Raw genomic sequence first — 18,978 nt, 5'->3', positions numbered from 1 at the left:
GATGGCGAGGCAGGAGATCGACGCGGAGTTCGAGCGGGTGATGCGCGCCCGGCAGACGGTGCTGGATACGCTGCTCGGCTCGGACGGCGAGCGGGCCCTGTTCCGTATGACCTACCCGTTCAGCCCCGCCCTGGTGCAGGCGCTGATCGCTGCGTCCTCAGTCCTGCAGCGGGAGCGGACGGCGCTGAAGCTGATGCTCACCCTGCTGGTGAAGCGGCGGGGCGAGCTGCGCCTGGGTGCTCTGATCCCGGTGGGCGACCTGTGGGATGAGATTGCGACGGGCGACCAGCCCTTTTCGGACGGGATGCTAATCGAGTTCGAGAACGCGAAGAAGCTCTGGACCCTGAAGCTGCTCCCGCTGCTGGAGCAGGAGCACGCAGTGTCCTGGCAGGACCTGCAGGACGGGCGGGCGGACCCGCAGGTGGCCCGACGCTTCGCCAACGACGCGCGCCTGCTGAAGACCCTGCTGCTCGCGGCGCTGGTGCCGGAGGTACCGGCACTGCGTGCACTCACCGCACCTCGGCTGGCCGCCCTGAACCACGGCACCGTCGTGTCGCCGGTGCCGGGCGGGGAGGGGGGGTATCGTCCTCCAGAAGGTCCGGAAATGGGCGACGCGGGTCGGCGAGATCCGTATCACCGACGACCAGACCCCAATTGTGTCGCTGCAGATCAGCGGCGTCGACGTGGAGCCGGTCCTCGCCAACGCGGCCCAGGCCGACAACGACGGCCAGCGGCGCAGCAAGCTCCAGCGGATCCTGTTCGACGCGCTCGGCATCCGGGAGGACGGCACCCTCATCGGCGCCCAGCCCTTCGTAAACTACGAGCACGCCTGGCGCGGCACAAAGCGGGAGATCGACCTCTACTTCGAGGCGGTTGCCGAGGTGAGCCCCGACCGCCTGAAGGGGCGCGGCGTGCCGGTGCTGGTGCTCGGCCTGCCCTTCGATCCGAAGGGACGGCCGCCGTCGACGCACCTGGCCCACGCCAAGAACTTCAACGACGACGGCGCGTCGGGCGGCATGGTGTGGCAGCCCGCCTATCTGAGCGACCGCGCGATGAAGGACCTCGGCACGCTGGTCCGCATCGACTTCCTGCTGGCCGGGACCGGCGAGCGGTTGAACGAGGCGGCACGGATGTTGTCCGCTTCCGACCGCGAGCAGGCGCGGGCTGTGCTGCGGAGCCAGCAGAGCGCCCTGCACCAGCGCATCCGCGCCTGCATCGAGACCGCCTACGGCATCCGCAACGACAACGACGGATGCATCGGCACGCCCGTGCCGCCGGAGGATCGGCTGGTGTCGCTCCAGGGCACCTTCGTGCCGCAGATGCCGGTCGGCGCCGACATGAAGGCCGCGGTGACGCAGCTGCTGGATCGCTGGTTCGAGCATCGCTATCCCGCCCACCCGATGTTCGACACCGAGGTGCGGGACGCCGTGCTCCGCCGCGTCCTGGACCGCGTCCATGAGGCGGCGCAGGAGCCGGACCAGCGGAAGTACATCGAGGATACGGCGGACCGGAAGCATCTCGGCGCGATCGCCGTCCCGCTGAAGCTCGCGGTGATGAGTCAGACGCAACTCCAACTCACCAACGACTGGGCGAACCACTTCGCCACGATGCATGCGCGGACCGGGGGCGGGCCGCTGACGGTGGCGAAGCTCCGCGCCTGGATCGACGAGCCAAAGCCGATGGGCCTGCCGCAGCGCGTGCAGGACCTCGTCATCCTTGCCTTCGCGGCGCAGGCCGACCGCGCGCCCGTCCGCAACGGCGCACCCGCGACGATCTCGCTGGACCGCATCGACGACACCATCGAAATGCGCGAGGAAGCTCTCCCCGACGAGACGACCTGGGCCAAGGCGCGCGAACGCGCCGCAGCCCTGTTCGGCCTGAAGCCGGGCGAGGTCCGGAAGGGCGCGACGCTGTCGGCGCTAGCGGCAGAGCTCCAGGAGAAGGGCGCCGCCAAGCGGACGCTCCTTGCCGAGCTGCTGAAGGACCTCAGGCCGTGGGCGGACAGGTTCGGCGTGGCGGCGACGGCTCCGCGCTTTGCCACGATGCGGTCCGCCCAGGCGCTTCTCGGCGACCTCGCCGGGGCGGCCACGCCGCTCGCCCGCGTCGAGGCGCTGGCGGATGCGGACCTGGAAACCAGCGAGGCGGCGGTGGGCCGCCTCCTTGCCGCACTGTCCGAGGTCCGGGAGGCCGTCGCCTCGGCCGACTGGAACATCATCGAGGCCGGGACTGGCCTGGGCGACCACCGCAAGGGTGCCTCCGAGGGACTGCGAGAGAAGCTCGTTGAGATGCTCGACGCGGACGAGCATGCGGTGCAACTCAGGCCCGTCCTCCGCGACGTCCAGACCCGAGCCTCGCGGCTGCTCGCCGAAACCAAGCCGACTGGTGGGCAGCCGCCAGAACGCGATCCACCGCTCCCGCCACCCGGCGAGGAGGTGGTGGACGAGCGCCAGCAGGTGGTGCTGGAGGCCTCCGCCGCGACGGCGGCGATCGACGAGTTGAGAGGGCGCCTGGTCGCCTCTCCCGGCGCCCGGCTGACGATCTCGTGGCGGCTGACCCGGCCGAAGTCCGGAGGGGCTGCTTGAGCCCTCTGCTGGCACCTGACCGGGCCGAGATCGAACGGGCGCTGGAGGACCTCCTGCGGCGCGATGCCGGCGCACGCGTCCTCGCCATGCGCTCCCCGGTCAAGCGCACCTGGCCCGAAATCATCGAGCGGCGAGGACGGCGGTTCCGCGTTGCCTGGTGCCCCTCCGAGCTCGAAATGCGGGAGCGTCTCAACGAAGCGGAAGCCGACGCCGACGGGATGATCCTGCTGACCCCGCTCGAGGCCACTGCGCTCGCCGGCGACATCGTCGCGCGCTTCCCGCGCGCCCGGCTCGAACAAACCGATCGGTGGTCCGCATTGCGAAGCCTGTTCAAGGCTCACGCGGTTGACCCGCGGCTGGCTGCGCAGCGTTGGCTCGCCGACCTGCTTCTGGCCCAGGTACCCGGAGACGGATACCGCCCGGCATCGGGCGGCGTCCTAGACCTCGACACTGCATGGCGAGCCGCGCTTGAAGAGGTGCTTGGCCTGCCCGAGGGGCGCGGCGACGCGGCGGCCCTGCTGAGCTGGACGCTCAACCCGGTCGGCCTGGACCGGCTCGCGCAGCTTCCGCCCGACGTCCGCCAGGCCTTGGCCAGCCGCCTTGGCATGGAGGGAGGGCCGGCCGCGGCCCTGGTTCTGGGTGCGGCCGCGGCAGGCCGGGGCGGCGACGCCCTGGCCATCGCGTTGGCCTGCGGCGTGGTGTTCGGCGAAGCGGCGCCGCGCGTCGAGCTCCGGGACGCTGCCGTTCGGCTCGAGCCGCTCGTCGGCGGCGTCCCGATCGATCCCGACGTGGGCCGGAGCCTCGCCGAGGCGGGACGTCGGGTGCTCGATCGGCTTGCCCGCGACGATCCCGCAGCGTGCCGAGCCGCGGAGGCGCGGACCGCCGCGATTTTGGCCGATATCCGAGCCGAGCGGGCCGCGGGCCTGAGTCCAGCCTTGCAGCTCGGCTTCGACGCCAGGCTGCGCGAGGCGGCCGACGCGCTGGGCCGCGCCGCGGAGACGGGTCAGGCCGACGATGCGGGCGCCGCCTGGAACCGTGTCCGCGAGGTTGCAAGCCACGACCGCGCCGGCGACAACGCCGCGCGGATCGGGCGGCTGACCATGGCCGCCAGGATTGTGGGCTGGCTCGCCAAGGGGCGGCAGCGGGCGATCCGCACGTTTGCAGAAGCTGCCGCAGGCTACGCCTTGGAAGGGGGCTTCGTGGACCGCGCAAGGCAGGCCCTCTGTGGCGGCGATCAGCTTCCCGACGTCGCAGCCGCCTACTCCCGTGTCGCCAAGGCGGCCGCAGCGCAGCGCGATGCGGAGAACCAGTCCTTTGCGACGCTTCTGAAGGGATGGAACCAGGGCGGCGGGCACGGCGACGTGCCGCTCCCGGTCGAGCGCGTCCTGGAGGCGGTGGTCGCCCCGCTGGCGCGCGAGAAGCCGGTCCTCCTCCTCGTCTTCGACGGCCTCAGCTTCGCGGTCTGGCGTCACCTCGCCGAGACCGTCGGGCGGCTGGGCTGGTCGGAACTCGCCCCGTCGGACGGGCGCGGTGCGTTCATCGGGGCCGCGGCGCTGCCTTCGGTCACCGAGATCTCCCGGGCCAGCCTGCTCTGCGGGAGGCTGACGCGAGGCGACCAGGCGGCGGAGCGTGCGGGCTTCGCAGGGCTTCCAAGCCTTGTCGCGGTGTCCCGGGCTGGTAAGCCCCCCTGCCTGTTCCACAAGGCCGACCTCGCCTCCGGGCCGGAACTCGGCGTCGACGTCCAGGCCGCCGTCGCCGACCACCAGCAGAGGATCGTCGGGATCGTCCACAACGCGGTGGACGCCCAGTTGTCCGGAAGCGACCAGCTCGAGATCACCTGGTCTGCCGATGATTTCCGCCAGGTCTCCGCCATCCTGCACACCGCTCGGCAGGCCGGCCGGATCGTCGTCGTCACCGGCGACCACGGCCATGCGCTCGACGAGGGGACCGTCCAGAGGCCCGGCGGAGCGGGCGACCGCTGGCGAAGCGCCGGCACGCCGCCGGGCGACGGCGAGGTCGCGCTCGCGGGCGGCCGCGTCTTGGCGCCAGGGGGAACGACAACGATCGTCGCGGCATGGAGCGAGCGCCTCCGCTTCGCCGCGCGGCGGGGCGGCTACCACGGGGGGCAGCTCCCCAGGAGGTCCTTGTGCCCGTTGCCGTGCTGTCGTCCGACGACCCTCCATCCGGCTGGACCGAGGCGCCGCCTGCCGAGCCGGCGTGGTGGCGCGGTGCCGACGGCGAACCCAGTCCTCCGCGCAAGCCCGAGGTCGCCTCACCACCGGCCGGCCGCCGGAAGTCGGAACCGCGTCAGGTCGATCTCTTCGTCGGCGGGCCGGATGGTCGCGGCGATGCGTCTGGTCCCGCGGCACCATCGCAGGTCCGGGTGCCGACGGGGGCCGCCCCGCCCTGGATCGAAGCGCTGCTGCGCTCGGAGAGCTATGCCGCCCAGCGGACCCTGGCCGGGCGCGGGGCGCCCCCGGACGACCAGATCCGTGCGCTTCTGGCAGCGCTGGCGGCACGGGGCGGCCGGATCACGCGGGCGGGCCTGGCTCAAGCCCTCGGGACACCGGTGCTCCGCCTCGCGGGCTTCGTCAGCGCGGCGCGGCGGGTGCTCAATCTCGACCAGGCGCAGATCCTCGCCGTGGACGGCGAGGACGTTGTCCTCGACGAGGCCTTGCTCCGCGTGCAGTTCGAGCTCGGCGGTCGCCGATGATCGGCGTCCAGCGCAGGGCCGCGATCCTCGACGCGCTCCGCCGCGGCACCGTGCCCCGCGAGGGCCTGGCCGCCTTCGCCGTGGGCATGGACCGCTTCGAGGCCGCGGTGGACGCCGACCTCGCGGCCGTTTCGGCCGGGCGAGGGGCCTTCAAGGCGGTCCGCGGCGAGTACGGCTCGGGCAAGACCTTTATGGCGCGCTGGCTGCAGGAGCGTGCCCGCGCCGGGGGCTTCGCGACCGCCGAGGTGCAGGTGAGCGAGACCGAGACGCCCCTGCACCGCTGGGAGACCGTTTACCGTCGCCTCGTGGAGCGCCTTGCGACCTCCGATACCCCCGAGGGGGCCCTGCGGCCCTCCGTGGACGCGTGGTTCTACACCCTGGAGGAGGACGTGCTGGCCGAGGGGCGGATCGCCGGCGACGACGCGGAGGCGCTGGCGGCGGCCACCGAGGCCGTCATGGAGCGCCGGCTCGCGGCTATCGCCAGGACTGCGCCCGCCTTCTCCGCCGTCCTCCGTGCGTACCGCCGCGCCCTTCTCGCGGACGACGCTGGCCTCGCCGAGGGCCTGATCGCCTGGCTCGGCGGCCAGCCGAATGTCGCGGCCGCGGTGAAGCGTGCGGCGGGGATCAAGGGGGACCTCGACGCCTTCGGGGCCATGCACTTCCTCGGCGGCCTCCTGACGATCCTGCGCGACAGCGGCCGATCGGGCCTCGTCCTGGTCCTCGACGAGGCCGAGACGCTCCAGCGCATGCGCGCCGACACGCGCGAGAAGGGCCTCAACGCGCTCCGGCAGGTCCTCGACGAGCTCGATGCCGGGCGGTACCCCGGCCTCTACCTCGTCGTTACCGGCACGACAGCTTTCTTCGACGGGCCGCAGGGCGTCCAACGTCTCCCGCCGCTCGCGCAAAGGCTTCACACGGACTTCGCCACCGACGCCCGGTTCGACAATCCGCGCGCCGTCCAGGTGCGGCTGCAGGGTTTCGACCTCGACGCCCTGGTCACCGTGGGGCGGCGGGTCCGCGACCTCTTCGCCGAGCACAGCGCCCAGGAGGCACGTATCCGCACGGTGGTAGATGACGGCTACGTCGCTGACCTCGCGCGCGGCGTCGCGGGACGCCTCGGCGGGCGGGCCGGCGTCGCGCCACGCCTCTACCTCCGGAAGCTGGTCGCCGAGGTGCTAGACCGCGTGGATCAGTTCGCCGATTTCAACCCGCGCCGGCACTACGCACCGACCGTCGACGAGCGGGAGATGACCAAGGCCGAGCGGGCCGCTGCCGGTGCAATCGATGTGGACGACATCGAGCTCGACCCGTGAGCGCGGCGTTCGACGCGCTTCACCCCGCGCTGCGCTACCACATCGTCAGCACCCTCGGCTGGCCCGACCTACGGCCCACCCAGGCCGACGCCGTCGGGCCGGTGATGGCCGGCGAGGACGTGCTGCTGCTCGCCCCGACAGCGGGCGGGAAGACCGAGGCCGCCGCGTTTCCGCTGATTTCCCGCATCGCGACTGAGGGCGGGCGGGGCCTGTCGGCGGTCTACGTCTGTCCGCTCAAGGCATTGCTGAACAACCTGGCCCCACGTCTTGAGCGTTACGCCAGTTTCGTCGGCCTACGTGTCGGGCTGTGGCATGGAGACGTCGGCGAGCCCGCCAGGAGGCGGATGCTGCGGGACCCGCCTGAGATCCTGCTGACCACGCCCGAATCCCTGGAGGCAATGCTGATCTCGGCGCGCCTCGATCACGTCGACCTTCTCGGTGGCATCCGTTCGGTTGTTGTAGACGAGCTCCACGCCTTCGCCGGAGACGACCGGGGCTGGCATCTGCTATTCCTGCTCTCGCGCCTTGAGCGTCTCACCGGGCGCCAGATCCAGCGCATCGGCCTGACCGCGACGGTGGGCAACCCGTCCGAACTGCTCGATTGGCTGACGCTGGGTCGGGGCGGGCGGGTGCTCGGGCCCACGTGCCCGGTGGCAGACGGCGAGGTCACGGCCGATCACGTGGGGTCGGTCCGGAACGCGGTCACGGTCATCGCGCGCCTGCACCGCGGCGAGCGGCGGCTCGTCTTCGTGGACAGCCGGACCCGCGTCGAGGAGATCGCGGCCGGGCTCAGGGCGGCGGGTGTGAGGACCTTCGTGTCGCATGCGTCGCTCTCGCTCGACGAGCGGCGCCAAGCCGAAGCAGCCTTCGTCGCCGAGCCGGACTGCGTCATTGTGGCGACCTCCACCCTCGAACTCGGTTTGGACGTCGGCGACCTGGACCGGGTCATCCAGATCGGTGCGCCGCCGAGCGTTGCCTCTTTCCTTCAGCGCATGGGCCGCACGGGACGGCGGAGCGGGACCACGAGGAATTGCTTGTTCCTGGCCATCGATAACGAAGAGCTGCTGGCCTGCCTAGCGCTTGCAACACTATGGCGCGAGGGGGTGGTGGAAGCGATCGCAGCGCCGCCGCGGCCATCGCACATCTTCGCCCAGCAGGTCATGGCGCTCGTCCTCCAGGAGAAAGGCGTCGCGCGCGCGGACATAGGTCGCTGGCTCGGTGCAGCGGCGGACGCCGTCCCGGAGGCGGATCGGCAGGAGGTTCTCGCACACATGCTGGCGAACGGCATCCTCGCCGAGGACATAGGGATCCTCGGCCTGGGATCCGTCGGCGAGCGCGAGTTCGGCCGTCGGCATTTTGGCGACCTCGTCGCCGCCTTCAGCCAGCCCCTTCTGCTCGCCGTCAGGCACGGGCCGCTGGAGCTTGGCTCGGTTCACCCGGCCAGCATCGCGCCAGGCCACGGCGGTGGACCTGCCGTGATTTCGCTCGGCGGCAGGAGTTGGAAGGTCACGGACGTCGACTGGCGGCGACGGATCATCTCCGTCCTGCCGACCGAGAGGGGTGGTCGTTCACGCTGGCTTGGCAGTGGACGCCCGATGTCGAGCGTGGTGGCGAACGCTGTCGAACGCGTGGTGGCTGGGACCATACCGGGGTGTCGTCTATCGCGGCGTGCCGAGGCGGCGCTGGAGGAAATCCGCGCGCGCCTTGAGTTCGTGGACGCCGACGCGCTTCCGCTCGTGGCGGACGGCGAAGGTCGCGTCGTCCTATGGGGATTCGCGGGCGGCGCCGCGATGGCATCCATCGCGGCTGGCCTGGGCGGCCTCGGCTTGACGGTGTCCGCTTTCGACGACTTCACCGTCACCGTGAAGATCCGGGACCCGAGCGGGCTGGTGTCGGCCATCGACGCCATCGATGCGGACGCCGTGCACCCGCGGCTCCCCGAGAACATCGAGGAGGCCCTCAAGTTCGGCTTGTGTCTTCCGGAGGTAATTGCACGTGCTGTCCTGGAAGGCCGGACTTCCGACCCAGCAGCGGTCGCAGCGATACGCGGACGGTTGCGCAGGCTGATTCACCTTGGGTATCCCGAAGCTACCCCTGGTTCGTCGGCGAGGCGGGACCCGAATGGGTCGTAGTCCGCTCCTTCCGCTACCCCGACCGGCCACCGCTACGGGCGGCCATCGCGGCCAGCTGCGGCCACTTCGCGCCGGTCGGCATCGCCCACGCCGACGAGCCCGGCCAGCCGCTCTGGCGCGGGCACCGCACGCATGTCCGCTTCGAGGGGCTTCATAGCCCCGTTCTGGCTACGCAGGCATTCCTGCGGGGCGGTGCGGGGCCGCCGCCCCTGGGTAACACAGCCGACCAGCAACGTCCCCCCCTCCCGCGAACAAATCAATGACAAGCCCTGGTCAAGCCAGCCGGTCACTTGCCGCCCGGGACGGGCCGCATACCGGACTCCACCGCATCCCCGAGTTGGGCGAGAATCCATGCACTCACGGTCATGCCGGCGCCAGCCGCCGACGCCGCGAGGCGCTTGCCCAGCGTGGGCGGGATCTGCAGGAGGACCTCGGAGGTCGCCGATTCCACCTCGTCGGGGTCGCCGAATGTTTCGAATAGCTCGTCCTGTAGGTCCCGGAGCTCAAGCCACCGGCGGGCCTCGTCGGCGGTCAGCGGAACGAAGGCGTGGGCGGAAAGCTTTCCCGCCGCGTTCTGGCTGTAAAGCGACCAGACGCTGCAGCACTCGCCCACTCCGAGGAGTAGGAAATGACCTTTCGGGGTCTGGTATAGTTGCTCGAAAACGATGTCATAGTCCGGGGCGTACTTCTCGTTTCCGTAATATGCTACGCACACCGCAGTTTTGCTGTTGTAGACTACCCCGTCGATCATTCGACGAAATTCATGCGGTGCGTCGCCAAACTTCTGCCCAGCAGCCTTCTCCCTAATAAGGGAGCTGATGAACTCGTCTGCCTTCTGTTCGTCGTTGTTTACGTAGGCCATATTGATCTCCCATGCGCAGCGCAATATAATAATACTGTAGCAGATTAATACTAGTTTGGGAGGCGCGTTAAATTGGGCAACTACGGAGATGCGCCGGGCATCGCCCCCGCGCGGTTGGCAGCACGTCAATCTAACTGGAGACCACCTCTGGGGCGCAGACGGGTGGCCTCGAGTCGGACAGCTTCAGCCTACTGCGCACTACAGCAGCATGACCGTGCTCCCGGTGCGTACCGCCACGCGTGCTATTCTGCCCTTTCTATGACGAGCCCGCCGACCCCGCACCCTCCAGCACATCCGCGAGGAATGCGCTGAACTCCGCCACCGCGCGCGCCAGGAAGCCAATCGGCGGCTGACCGACGGCCTCTCCGCCGAACAATGCAGGCGCCTCAATGCCCTGACCGTACGCCGGGAGGAGAACAACCTGAGATGACTGGCCTGGCTGCGGCAGATACCGGGGGCTGCCAAGCCATCCGCCATGTTGGGGCTGATCGAGCGGCTTGAGCATGCGCGCGCGGTCGGCATCGCGCCGGCGCGCGGCGATCTCCTCCACCGGGCCCGCCTGACGCAGCTCGCCCGGCCCGCCGCATCGTAGCGAGGCGGCACGAGCCAGCTCTGGCCTAACGCCTCTACCTGCTGTGCTCGCCTCGTGCGCGCTGCCGGGCAAGAAGCGGCGCCCGCTTCGCCTCGCGGGCCGTCGTTGCGATCTCGGCTCGGGCCGTGTGCTCGGCCGACGCCCTGTCTGCCTTGCCGTCCAGTCGGTTGCGCCCTGCCAGGTGGTCCGCCCTGGCTTCGGATAAGCCGAATGGCACCCGTTCATCCTGGGCCCGCTGAAGCGCTAGCTGCACGGCCGCGCGATTGCCAGGATGCTCCGCCCGGATTTCGTCGCCGTGCCTCAGTTTGCCGGTGTCGGTCGCGCCGCGAACCGCCATGGCGGCGTCCTCGGCCGAGCGGGACCGGCACGCCAGATCAGCCACCGGGCCATCTCCGGTGCGCTCGTTCTCGCGGATTATGAGCCAATCCTCCGGCCGGCGGCCCTGACGGGCTAGCACCCGCATCGCCTCAGCGTCGGCGGCCGCCACCTCGGCGTCGAGTTGGGCGAGGTAGCTGTCCACGCGCATTGTCCTGCCCCATGCCGCCGGTAGTGGCAGAGCCGACATCGCCACGGGCCCAGAAGCCGTCGCAGGGGCGTCGACGGCCTCCTGAAGTGACGTTTCCGTCCTCGTGGCGTCGAGCATGGCAAGCGCCTCACGGGCGTCTGTCACGCCCATACGTGCCAGCCACCTAGGGTCTTTTGCCTGCTCCTCGATCCACCTGCGTCCGGTCGGGAGCACGAATGTTGGAGCTTCGGCGCGCAGGCGCGTGATGGTGTCAGGGATTGCCGCGCGATCTGGCGCCGTGGCCCGGTCGAATGCCTCCCGGCGGCGCTGGGCGAACCGCAGCCATTCCTCGGCTGCCACCGCGTTGAACACCGCCAGGCGAGCCTCACGGGCAGGCCAGCCGCAGGACCGCGCGATAGCCTTGCGCTGGCCCCGGTGCTTGGACCGGAGCATTGCCGTCCGCATCCACCACTCGGCGCGGGTGACGATGCTGGGGCGGCGGAGGCGGTCCACCGTCTCCTCGATGCGCCGGTCATGGGCGGCCAGCCTTACCGCATGGCCGGCGAGGCGCCGCTGCATGTCGCGCTCGTAGGCGCGCAGCAAGATAGCGCCCGGCGCTTTGTCCTTGGCCGGCGCCACGCGGTCCAGAAGGGCCTGCAGGGCGGTCCGCACCGTCACCATTCGGCGCTGCCGAAGTGCAGCCTCCGCCTGGGTTGGAATGTGGTCGTAGGACGCGCCGAGCATCGTCCCAACGATGCCGACTCGCTTCGCCTGCATCCTCGCCGCCTGGTCCAGCGCGGCAACCTGGCGGTCGTGAAGCCGCCACTCCTTGGTCCCGTCCGGGGCCCTCACCGACTGGCCAAACCGCTTACGGAGGTGGTCCATCACGTTCCGGTTGCTGATGCGGATTTCCCGCGCCTCCGTGCCGGCCTTGGGTTGGTCCGCGAACGTTCGGCCGGCGGCGGCCAGGATGCCGTCCTGGGCCCGCTCCGCCGCCATCCTCATGCGGACTTCGGCGATGGTGGGGACGCGCGGCCCCGCTGCTTCACCCGTGGCGAACGGATCGCCGGAGCGGAGCCAAGCGGCCTGGTCCTCAATGTAGTCGGAAGCGTTGAGACCATCCGAGCTGATCTTGGCGGCCGCGAGGAACCGCTTGCGGACTTCGCCCTGGGTCGGCCGCACCCCAGCCTCGGCCAGCCGCTCCGCAATGCCGCCACTGTCCACGTAGGCCCGAACGTCCCGGGTGTGGCGGGTCATCGCCACATAGGCCAGGTCGCCCGCCATGCCTTCGCCCGCGTACACAAAGCCATAGTCAACCGTCTGGCCCTGACTCTTGTGGACGGTCAGGGAATAGCCGTGTTGCAGGGCCGGGGCCTGGGCAACCTCCCTCGTCGTCTTCTTCCCCTTTCGCCCATCCTCCTGCTTACGGGTCGGTGGCACCAGTTCGGACAGTTGGAACCACACCTCTTGCCCGGTGCGGTCCAACCGGAGGCGGAGGCGTGGATCGCCGCCGGCCTCGAAGCCAAGGACGGTCGCCACGTCGCCGTTGAGCGCCTTCCTGCTCTCCTCCGGCCCGACCGTGAGGCCGATCACCACGCGGTCGCCGGCACGGATTTCCATGTCCCGCACCTCGCCGTTGCCGTCGCGGCCGCCGGCATGGCGGGTCCGTAGAGTCATGGCCTCGGCACCGAGCGCCCCGGCCGCCATCAGCCTGTCGCGGAGCGCCGTATTGAGGGTGTGAACATCCGCATTCCGGGCGGCGATAACGATCCGGGTGGCGGCGGGATGCTCGGCCCGGTTCGCCATGACGTCGTCCACCAGGCGCCGCCGCGCGTCGGCCTCGTCGGCCGCCCATGCGATACGGCCCTGCGCGTCGTAGCGGGCCAAGCCGTCCACGGAATCGCCAGCTGCGAAAGCCTCGCTGGCCTGGCGCTGCCACTTGATCTGCTGCCGGCGGACCTGATCCATGCGGGCCACGCCGAGAAGGTCGGCCACGGCCGCAAATGCTGCGCCGGGCTCCACGCTCTTGAGCTGCCTCCGGTCGCCGGAGAGGATGATGGTTGCTCGGTGCTGACGCGCGAACCGCTGGAGGGTGGCGAGATCCCTGGAGCCGGCCATGCCGGCCTCGTCCAGCAGCAGCACCACCCGCTCCCCAAGGTAGCGCACACCCTTCTCCGGGCCGCTGGCGGGTGGGGCGCCGAACCGGATGCGGCCGCCTTGGAGGCCGAGGACAAAGCCCTGTAGGGCGCGGGCCTGCTCAAGCTGAGTATCCTTTCGGACAACATCGGCCGCCTTCCACGATGGCGCAATGCCGACACACGCAAGACCGCTGGCCTCGGCGGCCTTCTTGATGGCGCCCAATGTGAAGCTCTTGCCGGCGCCCGCAACACCTTCAATGACAACTACACCGTCACCGCATGCCGCGTGCCGCACGGCAGCGGCCTGCTGCTCCGTGAGGTTTCGGCGCTTCCTCGGATCGGTCTCGGCCGCGGCCTGCGCGGCGATCTCCGCGATCACGGCCTCGGCGGCCTCGGCCTTGATGTAGCCACCTAGCCCTCGGTTCCGATCCCGCTCGCCGCGCCTTTCGAGCGCGTCCAGCAGCAAGCCCCTTTCCCGGTCCAACGCCTCGCGCGTGGTCCACACTGCCTCACCAATCTTGGTCTTGCCCGGCAACAGGATCAGCTTGCCCGAGGCCACCGCCCGGTCAAACTCGGCGTGGGCGCCGGCCGCACCGATCCCGCGCACCTGGGCCTCCTCGGCCACCAGGCGGCGCAACATGCGCTCGGTGATGACGGAGGAGCGGGCAAGCGCCTCGTCGATCGCGGCGTCGGCGGCGGACCTCTCCGGCGCCGCGGCCTTCGCCGCGGCCTCGGCCACCAGGCGCCACACGTCCTCGCGGGTCAGGTTGAGCGGCGGGGCCGCCATTTCCTCGAGCCATCGCTTCTCGAGATCCGGCATGCCCTCGACAGACGCCTTGGTGCGTCGGCTCTGCCGGGTGATTTGGGCTTTGAGGTGGCGCTTCCCCTTGGCGGAGAGGGCACCGGCCGTGTCCTCGGTGGCGTCGCTGGACAGGGCTCCGGCTTCTGTGCCGCTGGCGCGGGCCTGCTCGTCCGCCGCCTTTGCCGCCGCCTCCAACTTCGCCTTCACCTCGTCGTAGGCGCTAAGGATGATCTTGCGCCTCTTGCTCCATATTGCCACCAGCCCGTCCGGCACGCCGGCAACCTTGAAGCTGCGGCCGTCAGCCTCGATGGCGGCCCCGGTCCTCTCCTGGATGCGCTTTGCCAACTCCGCGCGGAACACCGCGCCCGCGTAGGTTTTCCACGCATAGAGGTTGCGGCTCTCCAACGTCCCGGTGCTGCCGTCCGCCCTGGTACAGACGTTGGCGATGACCGAATGGCAATGGAGCTGTGGATCGCCGGCCCGGCTGGTGGTCTGCGGGAACAGGGCCACGGCGATGTCCCGCGCCAGCTCCCGGCCGGCACCGCCACTCCCCGTGCGGGTCGTGAACACGCCGCGGTCCTGCAGGGCGGCGAGGGCGGCTTTGGCGGCCTCCGCCATGCCCTCCATGATGGCTTGCCGCCCCTCGCGGGAGGAGGCCGCCCACAGGGCGGACACGCTCTTGGGCGCCGAAAATGTTACGTCCCAGCCGTGGACGCGGGCCTTCCCGGCCTGCTGTTGGACAAGCTGCCGGCCGTCCGGCGCCTGGCCGTCCAACAGGCGCCGAAGCTGACCCGGCCGGACCGGTGCTCGGTCGGGCACCAGGTCGCTGTTGCTGCTGTGCCAGCGGGCGAGAGGGGCGGACGGGTCTGCCATCTGGTACTCGTCCACCGCCCGCGCGCCGTTCAGGGCTGTGGAGTTCATCGCTACCTGGCGGACCGTCTCGCGGCGTTCCCGCTCCATGTCGGCCAGAGTGGTGTCATAGTAGCCGGCGGCGGCCTGCCCGGTGAGGCCGCCCGCCCCGCCGATCTTCTTGAGGGATGCGGCCATGGCGGCAGCCCCCTTCAGCGGCCAGGCAAGACGGCCACGCCGTCTTCGCCCGCGGCCACCAAGCCGTAGCGGCTCGCAACATCGGCGGCGACGGTGCCGATTCCGTCCGCCAAGGCGGCCAGGGACTCGCGTATTTCGGCCTGGGCCTCGGTCTGCGCGGTGATGCTCGGCACGGTCACGATCAGCGCCGTCGCCACTCGGTCCAGCGCCTCGACGGCCTGGGCCAGCTTCTCGATGTGGGCGCTGGCCACCACGGCAGAAGCCGCCATGGGGAGACTGGCCGTCATGGCCAGTACAGCCCGGCGGTCACCCGGCACCATGCCGGCCAACTCGGCCACGGAGGTAGTAGGGAGCAGCGGGGTAGCGAGATAGGCCCGGATCGCTCGGAGCGTGATCTCGCTCGCCCTCACTCCTTCGGCGACGGCGCGGGCTTCCAGCGCTTCGGCGTCCTGGCGGGTGAGGAAGGCCCAAGCGCGGCTCTTGGCGCCGTCCTGGCCCTCGGCCTCGTGTCTAGTCGTGGTTTTGACGGCCATGGCGGCCTCCTCTGGAGCGAGGCGCGCGGTCCCGGCGCACCCTGGCGGGCAGGCCTCCTGTGACCCCGGTGACGCCAGCGAGGCATCCCCGGGCGGGCGCGCCGACCCTTGGGCGCCGCATACTCTGCCAGGGATTGGACCCAGCTAGCCGGGCCGTCGCCGGGCGTCATACCGCCCTGGCCTACGGCCCTGCCTGGGAACGGCCACATCGTTCCTCTGGCATGTATATAGGGTATAGCCCGGCTGCTGTGCAATAATGAGCAGCACAGATGCACTCCCCGTGTGAGCAAATTTCAAGGGATTATTCTAGCATTGTACGGGGCATTGGATCAATTGGCGATATTGCTTTCATATTGAAAGTATTGGAGATTTGGAATCAGTGTTTTAAATACTAGGCTCTGAACTAATCGGCAGGCGGGTCGGGGAGGGTGTGATGAGATCTTGGCAGACGGGAAAGCGGGGTCGGCGATGACCGATAAATCCGACATGAACCGGGAGGCCGAGTGGCTGGCGGCGGCTGCCAGCCATCTAGAGCCGGCATCCCGGTCGAACAGTCCGGGTGCTCTGCGGTCCTATCTCCGTGAACATCTCGCCGCAGTATTGGCCGCGAAGGGCCAGCAGCGCCTGAGTTGGGAACAGACGGCCATGTTGCTGACGGAGCGAGGCCTTACCCGAGAGGACGGCGGGCCCCTGAACGGCAAATTGGTGTCCGCGATGGCGTCCCAGGTCGCGGATGAACGCGACCCGGTGCGCCTCAAGCGTCGAACTACCAAAGGCTCTCGCCAATATCGTCGAAGCCCGGATTGTATGGGACCGGGCGAGGCGATCTGCGACATCACTTTCTCTCCGACTCCCAACTCACCACCGCCGGCCGCTCCCGTGGCGCCGGCCCCGGCTGCCGGCCGCCCGGAAGCCGGCAAGGGTGGCGATGCGGAGATTGCCACTCGCGCCCGTGCTGCTCTGCAGCGGAACAAGCGGGCACCTCTGCGGGAACCCGACCCCATCAACATCACGGCCGCTGACCGTCGGCCAAAGGAAGGCAACTGACCATGGCTACGACTGGCAAAGCCCACACGACGCGAGTTCGAATCTTCGGATCGGACAAAGGGGGCGTCGGAAAATCGCTGGCGGCTCAGGCGGCAGTCTCGCGGGTCGTCATGGAGACGGGCGCGCTGCCTCTGATCATCGAGGTTGAGGCCGAGCCGCGCCTGGCTCTGATCTACGGCGACGCGGTGACGCTGTTCCGCCTTTCCGCGAATTCCCTGGAGGAAATCGAGCGCAACCCCCGGCTGCTCTATGCCATGTGGGAGGCGATCGGTGAGCTGATCCTGGCCCATGCGGGCGAGGAGATCGTGGTGGACCTCGGCGCCAATCTGACGAGGGCGCTCACCGCCTGGCTCCATGAGTACGGCGAGGACGGCCCTCTGGGCTCAGGTGAGCGGACGGACTTCTATGCCCTGACAACGGGCGAGGCGAATGCCCTGGCGAGCGCCAACAATGCCCTGGCCTACGTCGCCCAGGCCCTGCCGGCGTCTCGTCGCCTCCTGCTGGTCAACCAGCGCGACGAACACCTGTTCCCGCTGGACCCGGCTAGCACGGCGGTGCGGGCGACCTCGAAACCCCATGGCGCAGAGATAGCGGTGCTGCCGCGCTGCATGTCGCCGGCTTTGGCGGCCATCGTGGACGAACGGATGCGCCTGGACGTGGCAATGGGGCACCCGATTGAATGGTGGGCCTCGCGCGGGATGCCGCGCCTGGAAGCGGTGCGCGCCGTCCGCCGTCTGACGGCCTGGGCGGAGGAGGCCATGGCGGTGTTCGCCCCGCCCGGCGCTCCAGCCTAGTCGGCGCAGCGTGGAGGCTGTGGCCATGATCACCCTGGCCGATCTGCGCCGCGTGAGGGCCGAGGCGGACGCGGCGTGGGTGGTAGAGAGCGCCACGTTGGCAGACGACCTGCTGGCGATGGCCGACCCCACCGCTCGCTCTGCCGCCTACAAAAATCTAGGGGCGAAGCTGGCGGAGACGGGGGATGCATTGGAGCCCGCGGACGCGGCAAGAGTAGAAGCGTCGTTCGCCGCGCCTTCCCTCTCCTCGTCCTCCTCTCTCCTCCCACCCATTAAGCGCCCGGACGGCGTGAACGTCCCGGCCAGCGAGCTGCGCCGTGGCGTAGTCCTGGCGAGTGATCTGCTGGGATGGCTGGACGATCGTGCAGAGGAGCTGGTGGAGGCTGGTGCTGATCTGCTTCGCGCTGCCGGGGTGGAGGAACCGCGTCGCCGGCTCGCTGCCCTGGCAGCCGAGCCGGAGCACAAAATCGCCCGGGATGTGCGCATCGCCCTGGCCAAGTGGCGGCGTGTGGCCGGGGCTTCTCTGACGCTGCGGAACCTGCTCCGGTCAGGCCGAATCACGCCTGCCGATATGGTGGAGACGGCCGGTGGCTCCGACACGGACGCGCTCGACGCCGTTATGTCGTTCCGTATCCTTGTGTCGAGGCGCGAGTTGCGAGGGCGTCTGCGCACCAATGCCGGCTCCCCCCTGCCGCCGTCAACGCCTCCACCCGTACCCGTCACGATCGGCTCGGCATGCGCCTACCTTGCGGCCGAGACCGCAGCTTGGGCGACGGGCACGGCAGCACTCCTGCAGTCCCGCACACTCTCGCCGATCGAAAACCAGGATGTGGTTTGGAAGTGCGCGCGCGACGGTGTACGGGCGTTCCCAGCCGGTACGTCGGCAAGGACCGACGCCGAAGGCGACTACATCCTTGCCGCAGCCACGTTGAGACAAATGGCTGCCACCCGTGATGGCCTGCAGCGCCTGCTCAACCAGGGCCTGCTTACTGACGGCGACTGCATCGACGCGGACCCCGACCAACCCTGGCAGTTGCTCGCCCGTGCCGAGGCGCTCGGAAGGGTTAGGCGTGAGGCCGTCGCGGAGCTCGCGCGGCAGCGCGCCGCGGCAGCTGAGGCCGAGCGAAGGCGTGTCGAGGTCGAGAGGGCCAAGCAGCAAGCCGCGGAAGAGGAGCAGGCCCGCGAGAAGAAATGTAGGCACATGCAGGACCTGATCGATGAAGCTCAGCGTCAGGCCGCCGCGGCCGCGCGCCAGGCTCGGGAGCGTTTCCTCGCTTGGTTTTGTCCCGCCCTCGTCCTCACGCCAACGCTCGGGCTTGTGGCCGTTCTGCTGGGCCTGTTCGGTCCGGACGGCCCCCACGACGCGATCCACTGGTGGTACCGGCCGGCGCTGTGGTGGCCAGTCCTGTCGACCGCCTGGGAGGCGCCCGCTGCCCTCCTCCTCACCACCATCGGTGCAACCGTCGGCCTCATCCGGAGCTGGCGGGCAAGGGGCGACCAGGCTCTTGAAACCGCCATGGAGGCCGCAAGCGACAACGTCTGTGCCTGCCTCGTGGCGCTCCTGCTGTTCATCCGGCCCGCGATCTACGTTGCCCCGCTTGGCCTGGTTGCTGACGCCTACGCCAACCTTCCCGCATCATCCGAGCCACAGCCGTTCGGTTCTTTGCATTTCCGCGACTGCCGCCGGGCCTGTGTCGTCCTGCTTCGGTACACCCGCTGGAATCCGTGGAACCACGAGGCCAACCTCCACCTGCTGAACCGTCCGCACCCTCCTGGCGTGACCCTCCGCGTAACCGATCGGCAGGTTCGCGGCTGGTTAGGGGGATAGCTCGACTACGCCCACTGGACGCCTACCGTCGGCGGCCGGGAGCATGCCTTCAGGCCTTCTCCCGACCGCATCCCTCCAGTTTTGCCTGCG

Annotated in this window: 11 protein-coding genes and 1 pseudogene; 8 read left to right on the top strand and 4 right to left on the bottom strand. The window is 69.8% G+C overall.

The genetic code is table 11. The features are described from left to right. Positions 1-656 precede the first annotated feature (656 nt). From KSF81_RS27460 to KSF81_RS27440, 5 genes and pseudogenes are all read left to right on the top strand, one after another. The gene (locus KSF81_RS27460) at positions 657-2,582 is read left to right on the top strand and encodes a hypothetical protein (protein ID WP_217382048.1); all 1,926 of its coding nucleotides are present in this window, start codon (positions 657-659) and stop codon (positions 2,580-2,582) included. Between the two features lie 86 nt (positions 2,583-2,668). After that, positions 2,669-4,678 (top strand): annotated as a pseudogene (gene pglZ, locus KSF81_RS32575) (BREX-2 system phosphatase PglZ); the annotation flags it as partial. 50 nt (positions 4,679-4,728) lie between these two features. Further along, the gene (locus KSF81_RS27450) at positions 4,729-5,295 is read left to right on the top strand and encodes a hypothetical protein (RefSeq protein WP_217382047.1); all 567 of its coding nucleotides are present in this window, start codon (positions 4,729-4,731) and stop codon (positions 5,293-5,295) included. Beyond that, positions 5,292-6,608, top strand: a complete 1,317-nt coding sequence (brxD, locus tag KSF81_RS27445; protein WP_217382046.1) for a BREX system ATP-binding protein BrxD — start codon at positions 5,292-5,294, stop codon at positions 6,606-6,608. Before KSF81_RS27450 ends, brxD begins: the two co-directional genes overlap by 4 nt. Continuing rightward, a complete protein-coding gene (locus KSF81_RS27440) occupies positions 6,605-8,740 on the top strand; it encodes a DEAD/DEAH box helicase (protein ID WP_217382045.1) in 2,136 nt (711 codons plus the stop codon). Before brxD ends, KSF81_RS27440 begins: the two co-directional genes overlap by 4 nt. Before the next feature lie 286 nt (positions 8,741-9,026). On the opposite strand, the gene KSF81_RS27435 is transcribed toward KSF81_RS27440, so the two are convergent. The 4 genes from KSF81_RS27435 to KSF81_RS27420 form a co-directional block, all read right to left on the bottom strand. Further along, entirely contained in the window at positions 9,027-9,602 is a 576-nt protein-coding gene (locus KSF81_RS27435; RefSeq protein WP_217382044.1) for a hypothetical protein, read from the bottom strand. Between the two features lie 256 nt (positions 9,603-9,858). Continuing rightward, positions 9,859-10,152, bottom strand: a complete 294-nt coding sequence (locus KSF81_RS27430; RefSeq protein ID WP_217382043.1) for a hypothetical protein — start codon at positions 10,150-10,152, stop codon at positions 9,859-9,861. Positions 10,153-10,228: 76 nt separating this feature from the next. Then, positions 10,229-14,686, bottom strand: coding sequence for a MobF family relaxase (gene mobF / locus KSF81_RS27425; protein WP_217382042.1), 4,458 nt, complete (start codon positions 14,684-14,686; stop codon positions 10,229-10,231). Between the two features lie 14 nt (positions 14,687-14,700). Beyond that, positions 14,701-15,219 carry a hypothetical protein gene (locus KSF81_RS27420; protein WP_217382041.1) on the bottom strand — a complete coding sequence of 173 codons (519 nt, stop codon included), beginning with the start codon at positions 15,217-15,219 and terminating at the stop codon, positions 14,701-14,703. 468 nt (positions 15,220-15,687) lie between these two features. Between KSF81_RS27420 and KSF81_RS27415 the strand changes: the two genes are divergently transcribed. From KSF81_RS27415 to KSF81_RS27405, 3 genes are read left to right on the top strand one after another with little or no spacing between them, the layout of a single operon-like run. Next, positions 15,688-16,266, top strand: a complete 579-nt coding sequence (locus KSF81_RS27415) for a hypothetical protein (RefSeq protein ID WP_217382040.1) — start codon at positions 15,688-15,690, stop codon at positions 16,264-16,266. 2 nt (positions 16,267-16,268) lie between these two features. Next, entirely contained in the window at positions 16,269-17,060 is a 792-nt protein-coding gene (locus KSF81_RS27410) for a hypothetical protein (RefSeq protein WP_217382039.1), read from the top strand. Between the two features lie 25 nt (positions 17,061-17,085). Then, on the top strand, positions 17,086-18,888 hold the full coding sequence (locus KSF81_RS27405; RefSeq protein ID WP_217382038.1) for a hypothetical protein: 1,803 nt from the start codon (positions 17,086-17,088) through the stop codon (positions 18,886-18,888). Positions 18,889-18,978 lie beyond the last annotated feature (90 nt).

The organism is Siccirubricoccus sp. G192, assembly GCF_019084075.1.
Taxonomy (GTDB): Bacteria; Pseudomonadota; Alphaproteobacteria; order Acetobacterales; family Acetobacteraceae; genus G192.
Note: the sequence above shows the minus strand (reverse complement) of the source record. Positions and strands in the feature narration are given on the sequence as shown.

Coding starts and splice junctions, on each gene's coding strand:
- brxD (WP_217382046.1), top strand. CDS start 5,292: ATGATCGGCGTCCAGCGCAGGGCCGCGATCCTCGACGCGCTCCGCCGC.
- mobF (WP_217382042.1), bottom strand. CDS start 14,686: ATGGCCGCATCCCTCAAGAAGATCGGCGGGGCGGGCGGCCTCACCGGG.
- KSF81_RS27435 (WP_217382044.1), bottom strand. CDS start 9,602: ATGGCCTACGTAAACAACGACGAACAGAAGGCAGACGAGTTCATCAGC.
- KSF81_RS27410 (WP_217382039.1), top strand. CDS start 16,269: ATGGCTACGACTGGCAAAGCCCACACGACGCGAGTTCGAATCTTCGGA.
- KSF81_RS27405 (WP_217382038.1), top strand. CDS start 17,086: ATGATCACCCTGGCCGATCTGCGCCGCGTGAGGGCCGAGGCGGACGCG.
- KSF81_RS27420 (WP_217382041.1), bottom strand. CDS start 15,219: ATGGCCGTCAAAACCACGACTAGACACGAGGCCGAGGGCCAGGACGGC.
- KSF81_RS27415 (WP_217382040.1), top strand. CDS start 15,688: ATGACCGATAAATCCGACATGAACCGGGAGGCCGAGTGGCTGGCGGCG.